The 15,936-nt window shown below is 63.4% G+C and carries 16 protein-coding genes; 10 read left to right on the plus strand and 6 right to left on the minus strand.

All coding sequences use genetic code 11. From position 1 onward, the window contains the following. Positions 1 to 36: 36 nt before the first annotated feature. The 3 genes from VOI27_RS16325 to VOI27_RS16335 all read left to right on the plus strand — a co-directional run bounded on the left by VOI27_RS16325 (position 37) and on the right by VOI27_RS16335 (position 1,817). Positions 37 to 879 carry a DUF6206 family protein gene (locus VOI27_RS16325; RefSeq protein WP_323766440.1) on the plus strand — a complete coding sequence of 281 codons (843 nt, stop codon included), beginning with the start codon at positions 37 to 39 and terminating at the stop codon, positions 877 to 879. 69 nt (positions 880 to 948) lie between these two features. Further along, positions 949 to 1,269 carry an antibiotic biosynthesis monooxygenase family protein gene (locus tag VOI27_RS16330; RefSeq protein ID WP_323766442.1) on the plus strand — a complete coding sequence of 107 codons (321 nt, stop codon included), beginning with the start codon at positions 949 to 951 and terminating at the stop codon, positions 1,267 to 1,269. Continuing rightward, positions 1,266 to 1,817 carry a hemerythrin domain-containing protein gene (locus VOI27_RS16335; RefSeq protein WP_323766444.1) on the plus strand — a complete coding sequence of 184 codons (552 nt, stop codon included), beginning with the start codon at positions 1,266 to 1,268 and terminating at the stop codon, positions 1,815 to 1,817. The genes VOI27_RS16330 and VOI27_RS16335 overlap by 4 nt, the downstream gene beginning before the upstream one ends. A 2-nt stretch (positions 1,818 to 1,819) precedes the next feature. On the opposite strand, the gene VOI27_RS16340 is transcribed toward VOI27_RS16335, so the two are convergent. The 5 genes from VOI27_RS16340 to VOI27_RS16360 form a co-directional block, all read right to left on the minus strand. Further along, a complete protein-coding gene (locus VOI27_RS16340; protein WP_323766446.1) occupies positions 1,820 to 2,185 on the minus strand; it encodes a YbaN family protein in 366 nt (121 codons plus the stop codon). 130 nt (positions 2,186 to 2,315) lie between these two features. After that, positions 2,316 to 3,149 carry a 2OG-Fe(II) oxygenase gene (locus VOI27_RS16345; protein ID WP_323766448.1) on the minus strand — a complete coding sequence of 278 codons (834 nt, stop codon included), beginning with the start codon at positions 3,147 to 3,149 and terminating at the stop codon, positions 2,316 to 2,318. A 64-nt stretch (positions 3,150 to 3,213) separates the two neighbouring features. Continuing rightward, positions 3,214 to 3,594: a VOC family protein gene (locus tag VOI27_RS16350; protein WP_323766450.1), complete on the minus strand. Its 381-nt coding sequence runs from the start codon at positions 3,592 to 3,594 to the stop codon at positions 3,214 to 3,216. Between the two features lie 140 nt (positions 3,595 to 3,734). Continuing rightward, the gene (locus VOI27_RS16355; protein ID WP_323766452.1) at positions 3,735 to 3,920 is read right to left on the minus strand and encodes a PLDc N-terminal domain-containing protein; all 186 of its coding nucleotides are present in this window, start codon (positions 3,918 to 3,920) and stop codon (positions 3,735 to 3,737) included. A gap of 122 nt (positions 3,921 to 4,042) precedes the next feature. Then, positions 4,043 to 4,330, minus strand: a complete 288-nt coding sequence (locus VOI27_RS16360) for a hypothetical protein (RefSeq protein WP_323766454.1) — start codon at positions 4,328 to 4,330, stop codon at positions 4,043 to 4,045. Between the two features lie 238 nt (positions 4,331 to 4,568). Here VOI27_RS16360 and VOI27_RS16365 point away from each other — a divergent pair, with 238 nt between their 5' ends. Further along, positions 4,569 to 4,856, plus strand: a complete 288-nt coding sequence (locus tag VOI27_RS16365) for a hypothetical protein (RefSeq protein WP_323766457.1) — start codon at positions 4,569 to 4,571, stop codon at positions 4,854 to 4,856. Between the two features lie 104 nt (positions 4,857 to 4,960). Here VOI27_RS16365 and uvrB read toward each other — a convergent pair whose 3' ends face one another. Next, a complete protein-coding gene (gene uvrB / locus VOI27_RS16370; protein ID WP_323766459.1) occupies positions 4,961 to 7,156 on the minus strand; it encodes an excinuclease ABC subunit UvrB in 2,196 nt (731 codons plus the stop codon). Between the two features lie 574 nt (positions 7,157 to 7,730). On the opposite strand from uvrB, the gene VOI27_RS16375 reads away from it, so the two are divergent. The 6 genes from VOI27_RS16375 (at position 7,731) to VOI27_RS16400 (ending at position 15,887) form a co-directional block, all read left to right on the plus strand. Next, positions 7,731 to 8,042: an ETC complex I subunit gene (locus tag VOI27_RS16375; RefSeq protein WP_323766461.1), complete on the plus strand. Its 312-nt coding sequence runs from the start codon at positions 7,731 to 7,733 to the stop codon at positions 8,040 to 8,042. A gap of 460 nt (positions 8,043 to 8,502) precedes the next feature. Then, positions 8,503 to 9,453, plus strand: coding sequence for a helix-turn-helix domain-containing protein (locus VOI27_RS16380; protein WP_323766463.1), 951 nt, complete (start codon positions 8,503 to 8,505; stop codon positions 9,451 to 9,453). Between the two features lie 152 nt (positions 9,454 to 9,605). Next, the gene (locus VOI27_RS16385) at positions 9,606 to 11,015 is read left to right on the plus strand and encodes an aldehyde dehydrogenase family protein (protein ID WP_323766465.1); all 1,410 of its coding nucleotides are present in this window, start codon (positions 9,606 to 9,608) and stop codon (positions 11,013 to 11,015) included. Between the two features lie 89 nt (positions 11,016 to 11,104). Then, the gene (locus VOI27_RS16390) at positions 11,105 to 12,994 is read left to right on the plus strand and encodes a propionyl-CoA synthetase (protein WP_323766471.1); all 1,890 of its coding nucleotides are present in this window, start codon (positions 11,105 to 11,107) and stop codon (positions 12,992 to 12,994) included. Positions 12,995 to 13,141: 147 nt separating this feature from the next. Continuing rightward, positions 13,142 to 14,044: an AraC family transcriptional regulator gene (locus tag VOI27_RS16395; RefSeq protein WP_323766473.1), complete on the plus strand. Its 903-nt coding sequence runs from the start codon at positions 13,142 to 13,144 to the stop codon at positions 14,042 to 14,044. Between the two features lie 214 nt (positions 14,045 to 14,258). After that, complete coding sequence (locus VOI27_RS16400) at positions 14,259 to 15,887, plus strand: NAD(P)/FAD-dependent oxidoreductase (protein WP_323766475.1); 1,629 nt, start codon at positions 14,259 to 14,261, stop codon at positions 15,885 to 15,887. The last annotated feature ends 49 nt before the right edge of the window (positions 15,888 to 15,936 follow it).

A 15,936-nucleotide genomic window follows, 5' to 3' on the forward strand; every position in this document is an offset into this window, starting at 1 on the left:
TGCGCTATCACCCGGGGGCAAATGGCAGGGTGACACATGACCGATTTGACTGAACTGGCCCGGCTGATCCGCGAAGACAGCGCGTCGCGCGGGCAGCCGATCTCGAAACTGGGCTATTTCTGCGCGCCGTTCCGGCCAGTCGGCGGGCCGTTCTCGGACCGGGTCATCAAGGTCTATCGCGGGTCCGCCGACCGGGCGCTGATGGCGCGGCTGGCCGAATGCCACGGCGATTACGTGGCCGCCCTGCACAAGACCGGCGTCCCTGTGCCCGAGACCGAGTTTCACCTGCTGCCAGAGGGCGAGATGCAGGTGCCGGTGATCGTTCAGGAAGCGCTGCCGGCCGAGACCATGATGCGGCCGCAGATGCAGGCTGCGCCGCTGCCCGAGGCGCTCGAACTGATGGAGGCCGCGGGCCAGGTGATCGCGCGGTTCTGGAACAACGCCGACCAGTTCAACACCCGCATCGGCTTTCACCCCTCGATCCGCAATTTCGCCGTCGCCGACGGCCGGGCCAGCTTCTTCGACACTTTCCCGCCGCTGATCCATTACTCGCGCCCCGAAATGGGCCGGATGCTGCTGATCTTTTCCGAGAGCGCGCTGATGCGCAGCGTCGGCCCGCTGCTGCGCCGGCGGGTCACCGGCATTCAGGACGAGTGGTATTCGCCGCCGGAAACCCTGGTCGGGCTGGTCGGTTCGGCCTGCCGGCTGCGGCCTGATGACGGTGAGGCCTTTCTTGCCTGGGGCCGCGACTTCATGAACCGCGAGATGCCGCGCTGGGCCGACGAGGCGCTGCCGCATCTGCAACGGCCGCCGCGCCTGCCGGGCTACTGGACCGGGATGCGCAAGCTCTTGGGGCTGCAGGGCGAACCCAACGTCTGAAATCGGCATTAAGGGGGCTTTGATGCTGCGCGGCGGCGTGGCAGGGTAGGGGCCAGAGGAGGAGTTCCCATGCCCGAAATCAAGAGCGACGCCCAGCTTCAGACCGTGATCACCACCTTCGAGATGACCCCAGGCACCTGCCAGGATCTGCTCGACGCGCTGCAGGACGCCTACGAGAGTTTCATCTCGAAACAGAAAGGCTTTGTCGCCGCCGGGCTGCATGTGAACGACGCCCAGACCCGGATTGCCAATTACTCGCAATGGCAAAGCCGCGAGGATTTCCTCGCCATGCTGCGCTCTGACGAGATGCGCCGCCGCAACCGCCAGATCCACGATCTCTGCCGCAGCTTCGAGCCGGTGATGTACGACGTGGCGGCGACCTTCGATTGATCGGCAGCGCCCTGGCACTCGCGCAGCGCGCCGGCCTGCCGGAGGCGCTGCGGGTGCTGTTGGCAGACTACCCCCGCGCGGCCTGGCCGCAGCATGAGAACTTTGCCGGGCTGGTGGCCTTCTGGCTCGACCGGCACCTGATGTTCCGGCAACTGACCGAGGCGCTGCGCGAAGATGCCGAGGCGCGGATCGACAACCGGATCGACCCGCAGGCCCATGTCAGGCGGCTCGGCCGGTTCGGGGCGATGCTGGTCGACCAGCTGCACGGCCATCACCAGATCGAGGACCTGCATTACTTTCCCAAGCTGGCCGGGCTCGAGCCACGCCTGCAGCGCGGATTCGAGCTGCTCGACAGCGATCACCACGCCATGGACGCGCTGCTGAGCCGCTTTTCGGAGGCCGCCGATGGCGTGTTGCAGGGCGGCGAGGCCGGGGCGTTCCACACCGAATTGCAGGGCTTTGCCGGGCTGCTGAACCGGCACCTTGTGGATGAGGAAGAGCTGATCGTGCCGGTGATCCTCAGGCACGGGGCGCAGGGCCTCGGATAGGCTCAGCCCACCGGCGGCGAGGGCCGGGTGAGGATGAAGACCGCCACCGCCGAGAGAACCAGCGCCTGCAGGGTAACCAGCCATGCGCCGAGGCCGAGGATCACCGAGGCTGCAAGCACCCCCGCCATGGTCGAGATGGCCAGCAGCTTGGCGCGCTGCGAGATCGCGCGGTATTCGCGCCAGTTGGTGATCGGCGGGCCGAGCCTCGGATGCCCCACCAGCCAGTCATGCAGCCGCGGCGAGGAGCGGGCAAAGCAGAACGCGGCGAGCAGCAGGAAGACGGTGGTCGGCAACAGCGGCAGGAAGATCCCCAGCACGCCGAGCGCGATGGCCAGCATCCCCAGCACGATCCAGAACAGACGAAGCAACGCGGCAACCCTCATGCCGCGAAAGCTAGCACGCGGCGCGGCGATTGCCCGTGCGAATGACCGCCGGAGGCGGTTTTTCACCCGGCGCGGGTCTTGTCGCTCTGGCAAACGGCCCGGCCCGGGGGGGCGCTCAGAACCCCAGACGCCGCAGCGGGCCGATCACCCGGCGGAACAGGATCGGCGGCAGCATGTCCTGCAGCAGTTCGAGCCGCCGCACCTCGCGGTCGGCCTGGTCGTGGGTGCCGGGGCGGGGGCGGAACAGCGTGGTGTGGCTGCGCTTGGTGTGGTCCCAGGTGGCGGTGTAGTAATAGAGCGCCAGCGACATGCGCGGCTCGCCCCTTGGGTGGCTCACCGTCTCGGGGTTGCCGTGCCAGGTGTCTGAACCGGTGTTGAAACAGCACATGCGATTGTACTCCGGCACGAAGCTCTCGACCTTCCGGCTCATGTCCTCGTTCCAGATCTCGAAGGAGCCGCCGTATTCGGCCTTCCAGTCCTTGTTGAGGTAGATCAGGATGTTGATCCGCCGTTCGAGGTTGAGTTTCTGGTTGTGGTTGAAGTCGGCGTGAATATCGAGATGACCGCCGTTGGCCACCACATGCACGCCGCCGCCGGCGTAATAGGGATCGGGGATCAGCCCCTGGATGCCGGTCAGTTCTTCGAGGTAGCGGATGAAGGGGCGCGAGTTCAGCGCATAGAACAGCCGGCGGGTATAGAGCGGCAGGCGCTCTGGCAGATAGGAGGTCTTCAGCTTTTCCTGCGGCCGGTTGAAGCTGTCCTCGGCCTCGGGCAGGGTCTTGAGCTCGGCGATCACCCGGTCAAGCACCTCTTCCGGCAGAAAATCTGTAAACGTGCCGTAGGGATAGGGGTCGCGGCTGCGGTACGTCTCAGAGGCGGCCTTGCCGGCGGCCTGCGCCGCCTTGCCGTCGATGGATAGAGTGTCGGGATCAATCGGAATAACGGCCATAACAATATCCTCACAAGCTATGGAGCTCGCCTAGCAAGGGAATTTGGCGAAATTAAGGATTGGTTTACCGGTCGTCGGTATTGGTGGTGAAGTCGACATGGATGTGGTTGCCATCGGGATCATGCAGGTTGACCTGGGTGATCGGAAACCCCGGTACCGGGTCGATGCTGTGGGCGATGCCCTTTTGTTCGAGCAGAGCGGTGAACGCGTCCAATCCCTCGGCGCGGAAAGCAAAATGCTCGAGGGTCAGGTCGTCGCCGGGTTCCGGTGGCTTGCTCTTGCCGACCAGGTGCACCACGGCCCGGTCGCCGAGGTAAAGCCAGGCGCCGGGAAAGGCGAAGGGCGGCCGCTTGCCCGGGTGCAGCCCGAGGATATCGCCATACCAGGCGATCATCGCCTCGAGATTGGCGGTGCGGATGTTGACGTGGTCGAAGGCGGTGATCATGGCGGCGGACCCCTGTGCGCGCTGGTCAGTTGCGCTCACCTTAGGCGGGGGGTGCAGGTCTTGCAAAGGGGTCTCGGACGGGGGCCTGAAACGCAGAACGGGGCCGGAACCGGCCCCGCTGCACAGTCTGTCTGCGCGCGTCAGACCCGCGCGGCGTGGCCCTTGGGGCCAAAGATCAGCCAGGCGATGAAGCCCAGGATCGGCAGGATCAGGATCACCAGCGTCCAGATCACCTTGGCGGCGGTGGAAGCAGAGGAGGTGAGTGTCTTGTAGATAGCGTAGAGGTCTGCGATCAGGACGATCAGACCGAAAATACCATATTCCATCAGAAGTCTCCGGTGTTGTCTGCGTCGGGGTCGTTGTGCCGGGCTAACGCCAGCGGAGACGATTTTGTTCCCGGTCTGACACCGAGGAACGCTGGCCGGGGCAGGGCGCCGGTCCGCAGCGGTCAGCTGCCGCCGTCGGTGCCTTCCGGCAGGGCGCGGGCCAGCCGCTGCAGCGCCTCGACGGCGACCATGCCGTCTTCGCCGGCGGTCTCGTAGGTGAAATGCACCCGGTCGCCGGCCGCCAGATCCTCTGGCATCTCGAGCGTGTCGGGCAGTTCCCAGACGGTGAAATCGGTCAGCACGATGACCCTGGCCTGACGGTCATGGGCGAGGACCAGGCCTTCGGTTTCATCGGCAGCAACGGGCAGGGCGGTCAGGGCCAGCAGGCCGGCGGCGAGAAGGGTGCGCATCGGGGCGTATCTCGAAAGAGGAAAGCGCTCTCGGGACGACCCCGCCCCTGCAGCCGCCGGATGGAGCCTCGCACCCGGATTGTGCAGAGATGGGGCGGGGCAGGGACCGTGCAAGGGCGCGGCGGAGGTTTATTTTCGAGCCGCCGGGCGGGATGTGACGACGGTTACAGCCAACTCGGCAGAATGCGCCTAGACTGCCCGCTTGGGCCATCTGAGGCCCGGACCTGGGGAGGCGAAGATGTACGCACGTATCACACCCTACAAGATGAAGCCCGGCACGCGCGAGGCGGCAGAGGCGAAGATCGAGGAGGTGAAGGATCAGATCCTCGATCTGCCGGGGATGCAGCGCTTCCTCTGCGTGATGAATGACGACGGCAGCGGCTATATCGTCTCCACGGTGAGCGACAAGGCGACGTCCGAGGGAAATGCCGACAAGGTCAAGGCGATCTGGGCCAATTTCAGCGAGTTTCTCGAGGAGATGCCGGCCCCGCAGGGCTATGACGTGGTCGCCGACTGGCAAGGGTAGACCGCGCTGTCCCGTCCAGCGTCGGGCGATGCAACGTGCCCGGACCGGCACCGGCCCGGTCCGGCGTCAGTAGCGCACCGCAGACACCCTTGGGGGCAGCGGCCCTACCGCTTGCGCCGTTGCACGTTGCCGCCGCGTTGGCCGGGGCGGCCGGCGGTCGACCGCCCCTTGGCCTTGACCGCCGCGTCGGAGGCCTTCTCGACCGCCTGTTGCCGCGCCAGCGGGTCGTCGGCCACCGCCAGGTCGACCGCCTCGAGCCGCTTGACCTCGTCACGCAGCCGCGCGGCTTCCTCGAACTCGAGGTTCTCGGCCGCCTTGCGCATGTCGGCGCGCAGCCCGTCGAGCACCGCCTGAAGGTTCGATCCGGCCAGCCCCTTGTCGACCTTTGCGGTCACCCGATTCATGTCGACATCGCCCTTGTAGAGGCCTGACAGGACGTCATCCACGTTCTTTCGGATTGTCGCGGGCGTGATGCCGTGTTCTTCGTTGTAGGCCACCTGTTTGGCGCGGCGACGGTCGGTCTCGGCCAGGGCCCGCTCCATCGAGCCGGTGATCCGGTCGGCATACATGATCACCCGGCCCTCGGCGTTGCGCGCCGCCCGGCCGATGGTCTGGATCAGCGAGGTCTCCGAGCGCAGGAAGCCCTCCTTGTCGGCGTCGAGAATTGCCACCAGCCCGCATTCCGGGATGTCGAGCCCCTCGCGCAGCAGGTTGATGCCGATCAGCACGTCGAAGGCGCCGAGCCGCAGGTCGCGCAGGATCTCGATCCGCTCCAGCGTGTCGATGTCGGAATGCATGTAGCGCACCTTGATGCCCTGTTCGTGCATGTATTCCGTCAGGTCCTCGGCCATCCGCTTGGTCAGCGTGGTGCAGAGCGTGCGGAACCCGTCGGCCGTGACCTTGCGCACCTCGTCGAGCAGGTCGTCGACCTGCATCTCGACGGGTCGGATCTCGACCATGGGATCGAGCAGGCCGGTGGGGCGGATCACCTGCTCGGTAAAGACGCCGCCGGTCTGCTCCAGCTCCCAGGCCGCCGGTGTGGCCGAGACAAAGACCGACTGCGGCCGCATCGCATCCCACTCCTCGAACTTCAGAGGTCGGTTGTCCATGCAGGACGGCAGGCGGAAGCCATGTTCCGCCAGCGTCATCTTGCGCCTGAAGTCGCCCCGATACATGCCACCGATCTGCGGCACAGAGACGTGGCTCTCGTCGGCAAAGACGATCGCATTGTCGGGGATGAATTCGAACAGGGTGGGGGGCGGTTCACCCGGCGCGCGGCCGGTGAGATAGCGCGAGTAGTTCTCGATGCCGTTGCAGACGCCGGTGGCCTCGAGCATCTCGAGATCGAAGTTGGTGCGCTGTTCCAAACGCTGCGCCTCCAGCAGCTTGCCTTCGCCGACCAGCTGGTCGAGCCGCATCCGCAACTCCTTCTTGATGCCGATGATCGCCTGCTGCATCGTCGGCCGCGGGGTGACGTAGTGGCTGTTGGCGTAGATCCGGATCTGGTCGAAGGTATCGGTCTTTTCGCCGGTCAGCGGATCGAATTCGGTGATCGCCTCGAGCTCCTCGCCAAAGAACGACAGCCGCCAGGCGCGGGTGTCGAGGTGCGCCGGCCAGACCTCGAGCACATCGCCACGCACCCGGAAAGAACCGCGGGCAAAGCCGGCGTCGTTGCGACGGTACTGCTGCGCCACAAGGTCGGCCATGATCTCTCGCTGGTTGTACTCCTGGCCGGCCTTGAGATCCTGGGTCATGGCGCTATAGGTCTCGACAGAGCCGATGCCGTAGATGCAGGAGACCGAGGCCACGATGATCACGTCGTCGCGTTCCAGAAGCGCCCGGGTGGCCGAGTGGCGCATCCGGTCGATCTGCTCGTTGATCTGGCTCTCCTTCTCGATATAGGTGTCGGAGCGCGCCACATAGGCCTCTGGCTGGTAGTAATCGTAGTAGGACACGAAGTACTCGACCGCGTTGTCCGGAAAGAAGCCCTTGAACTCGCCATAGAGCTGGGCGGCCAGCGTCTTGTTCGGGGCAAGGATGATCGCCGGGCGCTGGGTGTCCTCGATCACCTTGGCCATGGTGAAGGTCTTGCCGGTGCCGGTGGCGCCCAAAAGCACTTGGTCGCGGTCGCCATCGCGCAGCCCCTGAGAGAGGTCGCGGATTGCATTGGGCTGGTCCCCCGCCGGGTCGAAATCGGTGTTCATCACGAAGGTCTTGCCGCCTTCGAGCTTTTCGCGGGTTTTCACGTCCGGCGCGGGCGCATTGAGGATGGGCATCGCCTCGGGCGAATTGTTGTACATGGTCAGGCTCCTTGCCCGCTAAATGTGCGACGATACAGCCCTGATGCAAGCCCCCGGACCCCGTGCAGTTGGCCGCAAACCACCGCTCTGGTAAAGACGCCGGGAGGCACACCACCTCTGATTCCCGAGGGAATGCCCGCAGGAGGGCAGGTCAAAGCCCTTTGATATTGCACCGCTTTTTCGGCGTGAAATTTTGTTTCCGCTGGGTGCGCCATGGTTGTGCCAGTGATTCCATCGGCTTAGGCGGGGGTTGCACAATTCCGTGACAGGGTGATGACGTTTTCGTCACTAAAAACCGTTGCAAAGCGCGTTTTGCCGGCGCACCCTTCGACTTGCAAGCAGCAGGCTTGGCTGTCGAATGTGTCGCACCTACCCACCCCTCGCTCCCCGCGACACGACTGACAGCCAAGCTGTGCTTGTGCGCCTTTCCCAAGATCCCGCTTTCATGCGCCGATGCCGGCGCAGGTGTCGCGGGTTGCTGCGCGGCAGGTCACGGACCCGGAGGCGTGTCTGACGACGCTTGAAACGGCAAGCGAAATTGCCGATAACCGGCCAAACACCCGGAGAGACGTCGATGCGCGCAAGAATCTATCAACCGGCCCGGAACGCGATGCAATCGGGCATCGGCAAGACCCGTCAATGGGTGCTCGAGTTCGCGCCCGCCTCTCGGCGCGAAGTGGATCCCCTGATGGGCTGGACCTCCTCTGAGGACACCCAGAGCCAGGTGCGGCTCAAGTTCGACAGCAAGGAAGCGGCGCTGGAGTATGCCCGCGATCACGGGCTGGAGACCACCGTGGTCGATCCCAAGTCACGCCGCCTGAACATCCGCCCGCGCGGCTATGCCGAGAACTTCGCGGTAAACCGGCGGGGGCCTTGGACGCACTGAGGGTGTAGTACATACCTGAGTTCTTCCCGTGGGAGGCTAAGTTTTTCCCGGGCTCTATATACGGTGTGGGCTCGGCGTCTTCTGTCAATATTTGGCAATGTCTGGCCCTCGGCTCAATTCGGCCGCAGAGATTGCGTTATGGCACCCATCGCGCGCCGTTGCATATCTGGAGCCCGCCATGGATTTCCTGTTGAACGGCGACGAGCCCGGCCGCCCGACCGTCCTGCTGGCCCGGGACTGACAGCCGATACGTGTCTTGTGACAAGCCACTGTTCGTCGCGCCGATGTGTGGCGCGTGTCGGCAACTGCACCTTTTTCCATGAAGGGGAAAGCACTTCGCGGTTGGCGAAAGCGTTTCCAACACAACAGATGCTGCACTCATTTGGTCGTATTGTCGAAGCGGTTTTTCTCACCAATACTGCCGTGAGCATCGCCAAATACGATGGAAGGAACCCCGACCATGTCCAGACATTCAGACTTGATCGTGTCAGTTGCCGCCTCTCCGAACGCCGCGGCGCGATCTGCCGTGTCGGCGTCATGGGCACGATCCCTGCTGACCCACGGGCTCGATCCGGCTGCCACCACGAGAATGCACAGGGTGGCCCAATCGGAGATCAAGGCGCGGCGTGAGGCGTCCGGCGCGTTGCTTGACGTCGCCTCGTCAGAGTTGACCCGGTTGTTTCAGCTCGTTGGCCAACCCGGATGCGGCCTGTTCCTGACCGATGCCGAGGGCGTGGTGCTCGATCACCGAATGGTGGAGGCCGATGAAACGACATTCCAGCAAGGGCTCGGACTCGACGTCGGGGCGGTATGCAGCGAAGCTGCGGACGGCACCAACGGCATGGGCACCTGCCTTGCCGAAAAGCGCCCGGTGGTCATCCACCGCGAAGAGCATTTCCTAGAGCGCAACACGGCCTTCACCTGCATCGGCGCGCCGGTCTTTGGGGCGCAGGGCGAGATCGTCGCTGCATTGGACCTCTCGACCGGACGTGTGGACCACACGAAAGCCGGAAACCGGCTGTTGGCCCATGTGCTGACCCAGACCGCCCGCAGGATCGAGGAGCGCTTCTTCCGAGCTCTGCATCCAAAGGCGCGTTTCCTCGTACCGGACAGCAATCCGGACGAGCCGCCGTCGATTCTGGCCATAGACAGTGACGATCTGGTCATAGGAGCGAATCGCGCCGCGCGGCTGACCTATGGCCTTGGGCTGAACAATCCCTTCGAGGCCATCCCGGCGTCTGACCTGCTAGGGCAGGGCCCAAAGGCCCGCAATATGGATGCGGTCAACCGGTCGGCCATCGTGCGCGCCCTGACCCGATCCGGCTGGAATGTATCGCGCGCGGCACGGCAGCTCGGGATAGGCCGGACGACCCTCTATCGACAGATGAAGCAGTTGGGCATCGAAAGATAAGCCAAGTGTTCCGATCTGGAACACATTGCCCGGTTGCACGACTGGAGGGCCATTTACTGTAGGGGGCAGGCTTCCGAAACTCTTTGCAGCGCGCCGGTACGCATCCCTGATCCGCAGGGGCGATCGACGTGACACCGAGGGAGGAAACTACCATGGACATACCCATGCTGATCAACGGAGAGTTGGTCACAGCCGAGAACTGGATTGACGTAATCAACCCGGCCACCGAAGCCGTATTTGCCCGCGTCCCGCATTGCACCACCGTGCAGCTTGACGCGGCCGTAGAGGCCGCGACCCTTGCGCAGAAAGCCTGGGAAAAGACCTCAATGGCGGAGCGTCGCGCCAAGGTCGAGGCGCTGGCCGCCGCCATTTCCGAGCGCGAGGCGGAATTTGCGCGCCTGATCACCCAGGAACAGGGCAAGCCCCTGCCTGAAGCCATCGGCGAAGTGCAATGGGTCGTAGGGTACCTGTCCCATACCGCGACGCTGACCCTGCCGGACCGGACCATTCAGGACGACGGAGATTTCCTGATCGAAACGCGCCACAAGCCGCTGGGGGTTGTCGGGGGCATCATCGCCTGGAACTTTCCCCTGCTTCTGTGCGGCTGGAAAATCGGACCGGCGCTCATGGCGGGCAACGCGATTGTCCTGAAGCCTGCTCCGACCACGCCGATTGCCGCATTGAAGCTCGCCGAGCTCTGCGCCGATATTTTCCCGGCCGGGCTGGTGAACGTCATCACCGATGCAAATGACCTTGGCCCTGTGATGACGCGGCATCCGGGCATCTCGAAAATCTGCTTCACCGGCTCGTCCGAAACCGGCAAGCGCATCATGTCTTCGGCCGCGGACAGCATGAAGCGGCTGACGCTGGAAATGGGCGGCAACGATCCGGCCATCGTTCTGCCGGATGTCGATGTCAAGCAAGCGGCAGCGCGGATTTACGGGGGCGCGTTCCTGAACGCGGGTCAGGTCTGCCTTGCGGTCAAGAGGGCCTATGTCCACGCGGATATCTATGACGCCTTCTGCGATGAGCTGAAGGGACTTGCCGATCAGGCGGTGATGGGGGATGGGTTGCAGCAAGGCACGACCATCGGCCCGATCCAGAACAAGGCACAGCTTGATAAAATTCGCGGCTTCCTGGAGTCTGCGAAATCGGACGGCACGGTCATTGCCGGTGGCGATGTGCCCGAAGGCACCGGGTATTTCGTCCCACCGACCATCGTGCGGGACGTCAAGGATGGCAACCGGATCGTGGACGAGGAACAGTTCGGCCCGATCCTGCCGGTCATCTCTTTCGAGGATGTCGAGGATGTCATCGCCAGACTCAACAAGTCAGAATACGGTCTTGGCGGATCGGTCCACACCTCGGATGTGGCCAAGGGCATGGAAATCGCCGGTCAGATCGAGTCCGGGTCAGTCTGGGTCAACCAGCATCTCAACATCGGGCCGCATATCCCAATGGCGGGTTTCAAGGGGTCCGGTCTGGGCGTCGAACAATCCGTCGAGGGGCTGACGGAATACACCCAGATGCAGGTTCTCAACGTGGCCCGAACCGCGGCGTGACACATATGGTATCGCGCGGTTGGGAGACGCCGCGCGATGCCAGTTTCGTATCAAGCAAGTTGGTGCGCGACCTTAGGGAGGAGATTGAAATGAGTTATGCCGACATCTACCAGAGATCCATTGATGATCCCGAGGGGTTCTGGGCAGAGGCCGCCGACGGCATTTCGTGGGACAGACCTTGGGACAAGGTGGTTGATCTTTCTCGGCCCAACTTCCCGCGCTGGTTCGCAGGCGCCCGTCTGAACACCTGCTTCAACGCGCTCGACCGGCACGTTGCGTCGGGGCGTGGCGCGCAAACGGCGTTGATCCACGACAGCCCGGTGACCGGCACCATCCGCCATCTGAGCTATAACGAGATGCTGGACCAGACCGCCCGCTTTGCCGGCGGTTTGCGCGACATGGGCGTTGAAATGGGGGACCGGGTGGTGATCTACATGCCCGCCGTGCCCGAAGCGGTCATCGCGATGTTGGCCTGCGCGCGGATCGGCGCCATTCACTCGGTGGTGTTCGGCGGTTTTGCGGCGCAGGAACTGGCCAAACGGATCGAGGATGCCGGTGCCAAGGTGGTTGTCTCGGCCTCCTGCGGGATCGAGGGGCAAAAGCGCATCGCTTACAAGCCGCTGCTGGACGAAGCGATCACGCTCTCGGCGCACAAGCCCGAACGCTGCATCATCCTGCAACGTCCCGAGATGACGGCGGCGCTGTCTGACGGCCGAGACATGACCTGGTCCGACGCCATGGGTGCGCCGGTCGAGGCGGTGCCGGTAGAGGCCTCGCATCCGCTTTATATCCTCTACACTTCCGGGACGACCGGGCAGCCCAAAGGCGTGGTTCGCGACAATGCCGGCCATGCGGTGGTGCTGAAATGGACGATGGAAAACCTCTACGGTGTCAAACCGGGAGAGGTGTTTTGGGCGGCGTCCGATATCGGCTGGCAGGTCGGGCATTCCTACATCACCTACGGCCCCATGTTGCACGGGGCGACGGCGGTTCTGTATGAGGGCAAGCCGGTGGGAACGCCGGATGCCGGTGCTTTCTGGCGCGTGATCGCACAGCACAATGTCAGAACCCTGTTCACCGCGCCAACCGCCATTCGCGCCATACGGCGTGAAGACCCACACGGGCTCTTGCTGAAGGACCATGACCTTTCGAACCTGCGCGCCCTGTTTCTTGCCGGAGAGCGCACCGACCCCGAAACCCTGAAATGGGCGTCGACACATTTGCAGGTGCCGGTCATCGACCACTGGTGGCAGACCGAAACCGGCTGGCCGATCGCCGGCAACCCGATCGGGATCGAGGAACTGCCGATCAAGCCCGGCTCGACCGCAGTGCCGATGCCGGGCTGGCAGGTGCGCTGCGTTGACGAGACCGGGAGTGAACTGCCGCGCGGCAAGACCGGGGACATCGTGATAAAAGAGCCGATGGCTCCGGGCGCGCTGTTGACCCTGTGGAACGCTGATCAGCGGTATGTTGACAGCTATTTCACGCAGCATCCGGGCCACTATGCCTCTGGCGACAACGGTTATATCGACGAGGATGGCTATGTCTTCATTCTCAATCGAACTGACGACGTGATCAACGTGGCCGGTCATCGGCTCTCGACCGGGCTGATGGAAGAGATCGTTGCGACGCATCCCGACATCGCCGAATGTGCCGTGGTCGGGGTGGCAGACCCGCTCAAGGGCCAGATGCCGGTCGGGCTTCTCGTTCTGAAATCCGGCACCGACCCGGATCCGGCCCGGCTGGAGCGGGAAGTCATTGCGCTGGTACGCAAGCAGGTCGGGCCGGTTGCGTCCTTCAAGCACGCACTGACAGTCAAGCGTCTGCCCAAGACACGATCGGGAAAGATCCTGCGCAAGACGATCCGCGAGATTGCCGATGGCGCAGACTGGAAAATGCCGGCCACGATCGAGGATCCCTCGGCGCTTGATGAGATCGACAAGGCTCTGAAGAACGCGGCAGAAATGCTGAGTGCATAAGGGTGTGAAAACAAGCGTGGTGAGAGATCTGCAAAAATCGTGAATGTTGTGGGACCGTCGGCCAGATCGGCGGGGGCGCATCGCGTCTGCGGGTTGGGAGGCCCGGCACGCGCGATCGCCGATTGAACCGGAGGGAGGAGCCGGAGAATGCCAAGACCTGAAACTGCAGGTTCGGGACTGATATCGCCGAAAGATTTGCCGCTGTGGGTTCCGGGTAAGGTTGTCTCGTCGAGCGAGGGCCTCGAGTGGAATGGCATCTCCCAATGCACCTATGCCTATCAAGGGCAGGACGTTGACCTTCCGCCGATGAACACCTTCATGATCGTGCAGTACCGCAACGGCATCACGCCGATGGACAGGCAATTCGATGGAAAGTGGACGCGGACCCGATGCGCGCCGGGGCACTTCTCGCTCCTGTCGCGAGAGGTCGACACGCAGTGGAGCTGGTCCGACGATATCGAGGTGTCGCATGTCTATCTCGACGATACACTGCTGAAGCGCGTGGCGCGGGATACCCATGAGGGGGATGTCGGCCAGGTCGTTCTGCACGATGTCCTTCAGGGTGTCGATCCTGTCGTCGGCCACATCATCGATCGGTTGACCGTCGAAGCCGCGCGCCGGGGACCGGGCGGATCGCTCTACGCAGAAGCCCTGTCTGTCCAACTCGCCGTGCATCTTCTGCGCAGGTATGCTGCAATCCGCAAGCCGATGCGGCCTTGCGAGAGCAGCCTGTCACCGCGCGAACTCGCCTGCCTCGAAGAGTTCATCGAGGCCCATATGCATGAGACGATCACGCTGGAGCAGATGGCACAGCTTTTCGGATTGGGCACCTGGACGCTCAACCGTCGTCTCAAGAAGTCCTTGGGACAATCGGCCTACGGATATGTCCAGCACAAGCGATTGGCGCGGGCCCGCGAGATGCTCAGAACGAATTGCGAACCGCTGAAACAGATCGCTGCAGACTGCGGCTTCTCGGACCAGGCGCATATGACACGCGCGTTTCGCAAGGCCGAAGGCGTGACGCCCGGGCAGTATCGCGCCCGCCATTGAAGGGGCTGCGCCAGCTGTCCCAAATGTTCAAAAGATACGCCCCCAATCGTTCAATACCCTCCTGAGCGCGCTTGTTAGCCTCCTTGGACAGCGTGTCGTGACTGGCCTGCCAGGCAACGGTGACGCTTCCGCGGCCATGAGGAGATGGCCGGAAACAGTGGAGGATCTCATGTTAGACTTGAACAGTTCCGGCGGGCAGCCGGGTTCTAAAGCCGTGACCAAACGTCTTGACGCCCTGGTGGTCGGCGCAGGTGTCGCCGGGCTTTATCAATTGCACCAGCTTCGCGAATTGGGGCTGAACGTTGAGGCCTGCGATGCCGCCAGCGACGTCGGGGGCACTTGGTACTGGAACCGGTATCCCGGCGCGAAGTTCGACAGCGAAGGGTTCATCTACCAGTATCTTTTTGACGAAAAGCTCTACAAGGACTGGACCTGGAGCGAGCGTTTCCCCTCTCAGCCCGAGATCGAGCGCTGGCTGCACTACGTGACCGACCGCCTGGATCTGCGCAAGGACATTACCTTCGACACCGCCGTCACCAAGGCCACCTACAACGAATCCACCTGCCGTTGGACAGTGGAAACTTCGAAAGGTGACGTGATCGACACCCGATTCTTCGTGTCCTGCACCGGCATGCTTTCGGCTCCGCTGGAGGATCGCTTTCCGGGGCAGTCGTCGTTCAAGGGGCCGATCTTCCACACGGCGCGCTATCCCAAGGAGGGTATGGACTATACCGGCAAGCGGGTCGGCGTGATCGGCACCGGCGCCACCGGCATCCAGGTGATCCAGACCATCGCCTCGCAGGTCGACCAGTTGAAAGTCTTCGTGCGCACGCCGCAATATGTGCTGCCGATGACGAACCCGAAGCTCGGCCCGAAAGAGGCCAATGCCTACAAGGCGCGTTTCGACGCCGTCGCCGGCAACGCACCGCACACCTTCTGCGGCTTCGATTATGACTTCAGCCACGTTTGGGCGGACCTGTCGCCCGAAGAGCGCACCGCCGCCCTTGAGGACGCATACCAGCATGGCTCGCTCAAGCTCTGGCTGGGGGTCTTCGCCGAGATGTTCTTCGACGAGGACGTCAACGCCGAGGTCTCGTCCTTTGTCCGCGCCAAGATGGAAGCCCGGCTGAAAGACCGCAAGCTGATCGATGTTCTTGTGCCGCAAGAGGGTGACTATGGCTTCGGCACACATCGGGTTCCGTTGGAAAGCAATTACCTTGAGGCTTACCTGCGCGACAATGTCGAGGCCGTGGGCGTGCGCAACAACCCGATCACCGAGATCGTGCCCGAAGGCGTCAAGCTGGCGGATGGCACCGTCCATGAAGTTGACGTGATCGTCATGGCAGTCGGTTTCGACGCCGGTTCGGGGGCGCTGTCACGGATCGACATCACCGGGCGCGACGGCATGAAACTGGGCGAGGAATGGTCAAAGGAAATCCGCACCACGCTGGGCATGCAGAAATACGGTTTTCCCAACCTCTTCATGACCGGCGCACCGCTCGCTCCGTCGGCGGCGCTGTGCAACATGACCACCTGTCTGCAGCAGCAGACGGAATGGATTACCGAGTGTATCGCGGAACTGGTCAAGAACGGGCACGACGCTATCGAGCCGACGCTTGACGGCGAAGACACCTGGGTGCGCCACCATGACGAGGTCGCCAATGCAACCCTGCTGTCAAAGACCGACAGTTGGTACAACGGCGGCAATATCGAGGGCAAGCCCAAGCGGTTGCTGTCCTATGCCGGTGGCGTCGGCACGTATCGCCAGAAGTGCGAAGAGGTCGTGCAGGAGGGGTATTCGCTCTTCCGGATGAGCAAGCTTGAAGAATCCGCGCTCGCCTGACCCCAGCCCCCGCCTGCCCGGAAGAGGAGCCGTGGCAGGCAATCCTAAA

Origin of the sequence: Marinovum sp. (assembly GCF_034669705.1) — a bacterium.
Taxonomy (GTDB): domain Bacteria; phylum Pseudomonadota; class Alphaproteobacteria; order Rhodobacterales; family Rhodobacteraceae; genus Marinovum.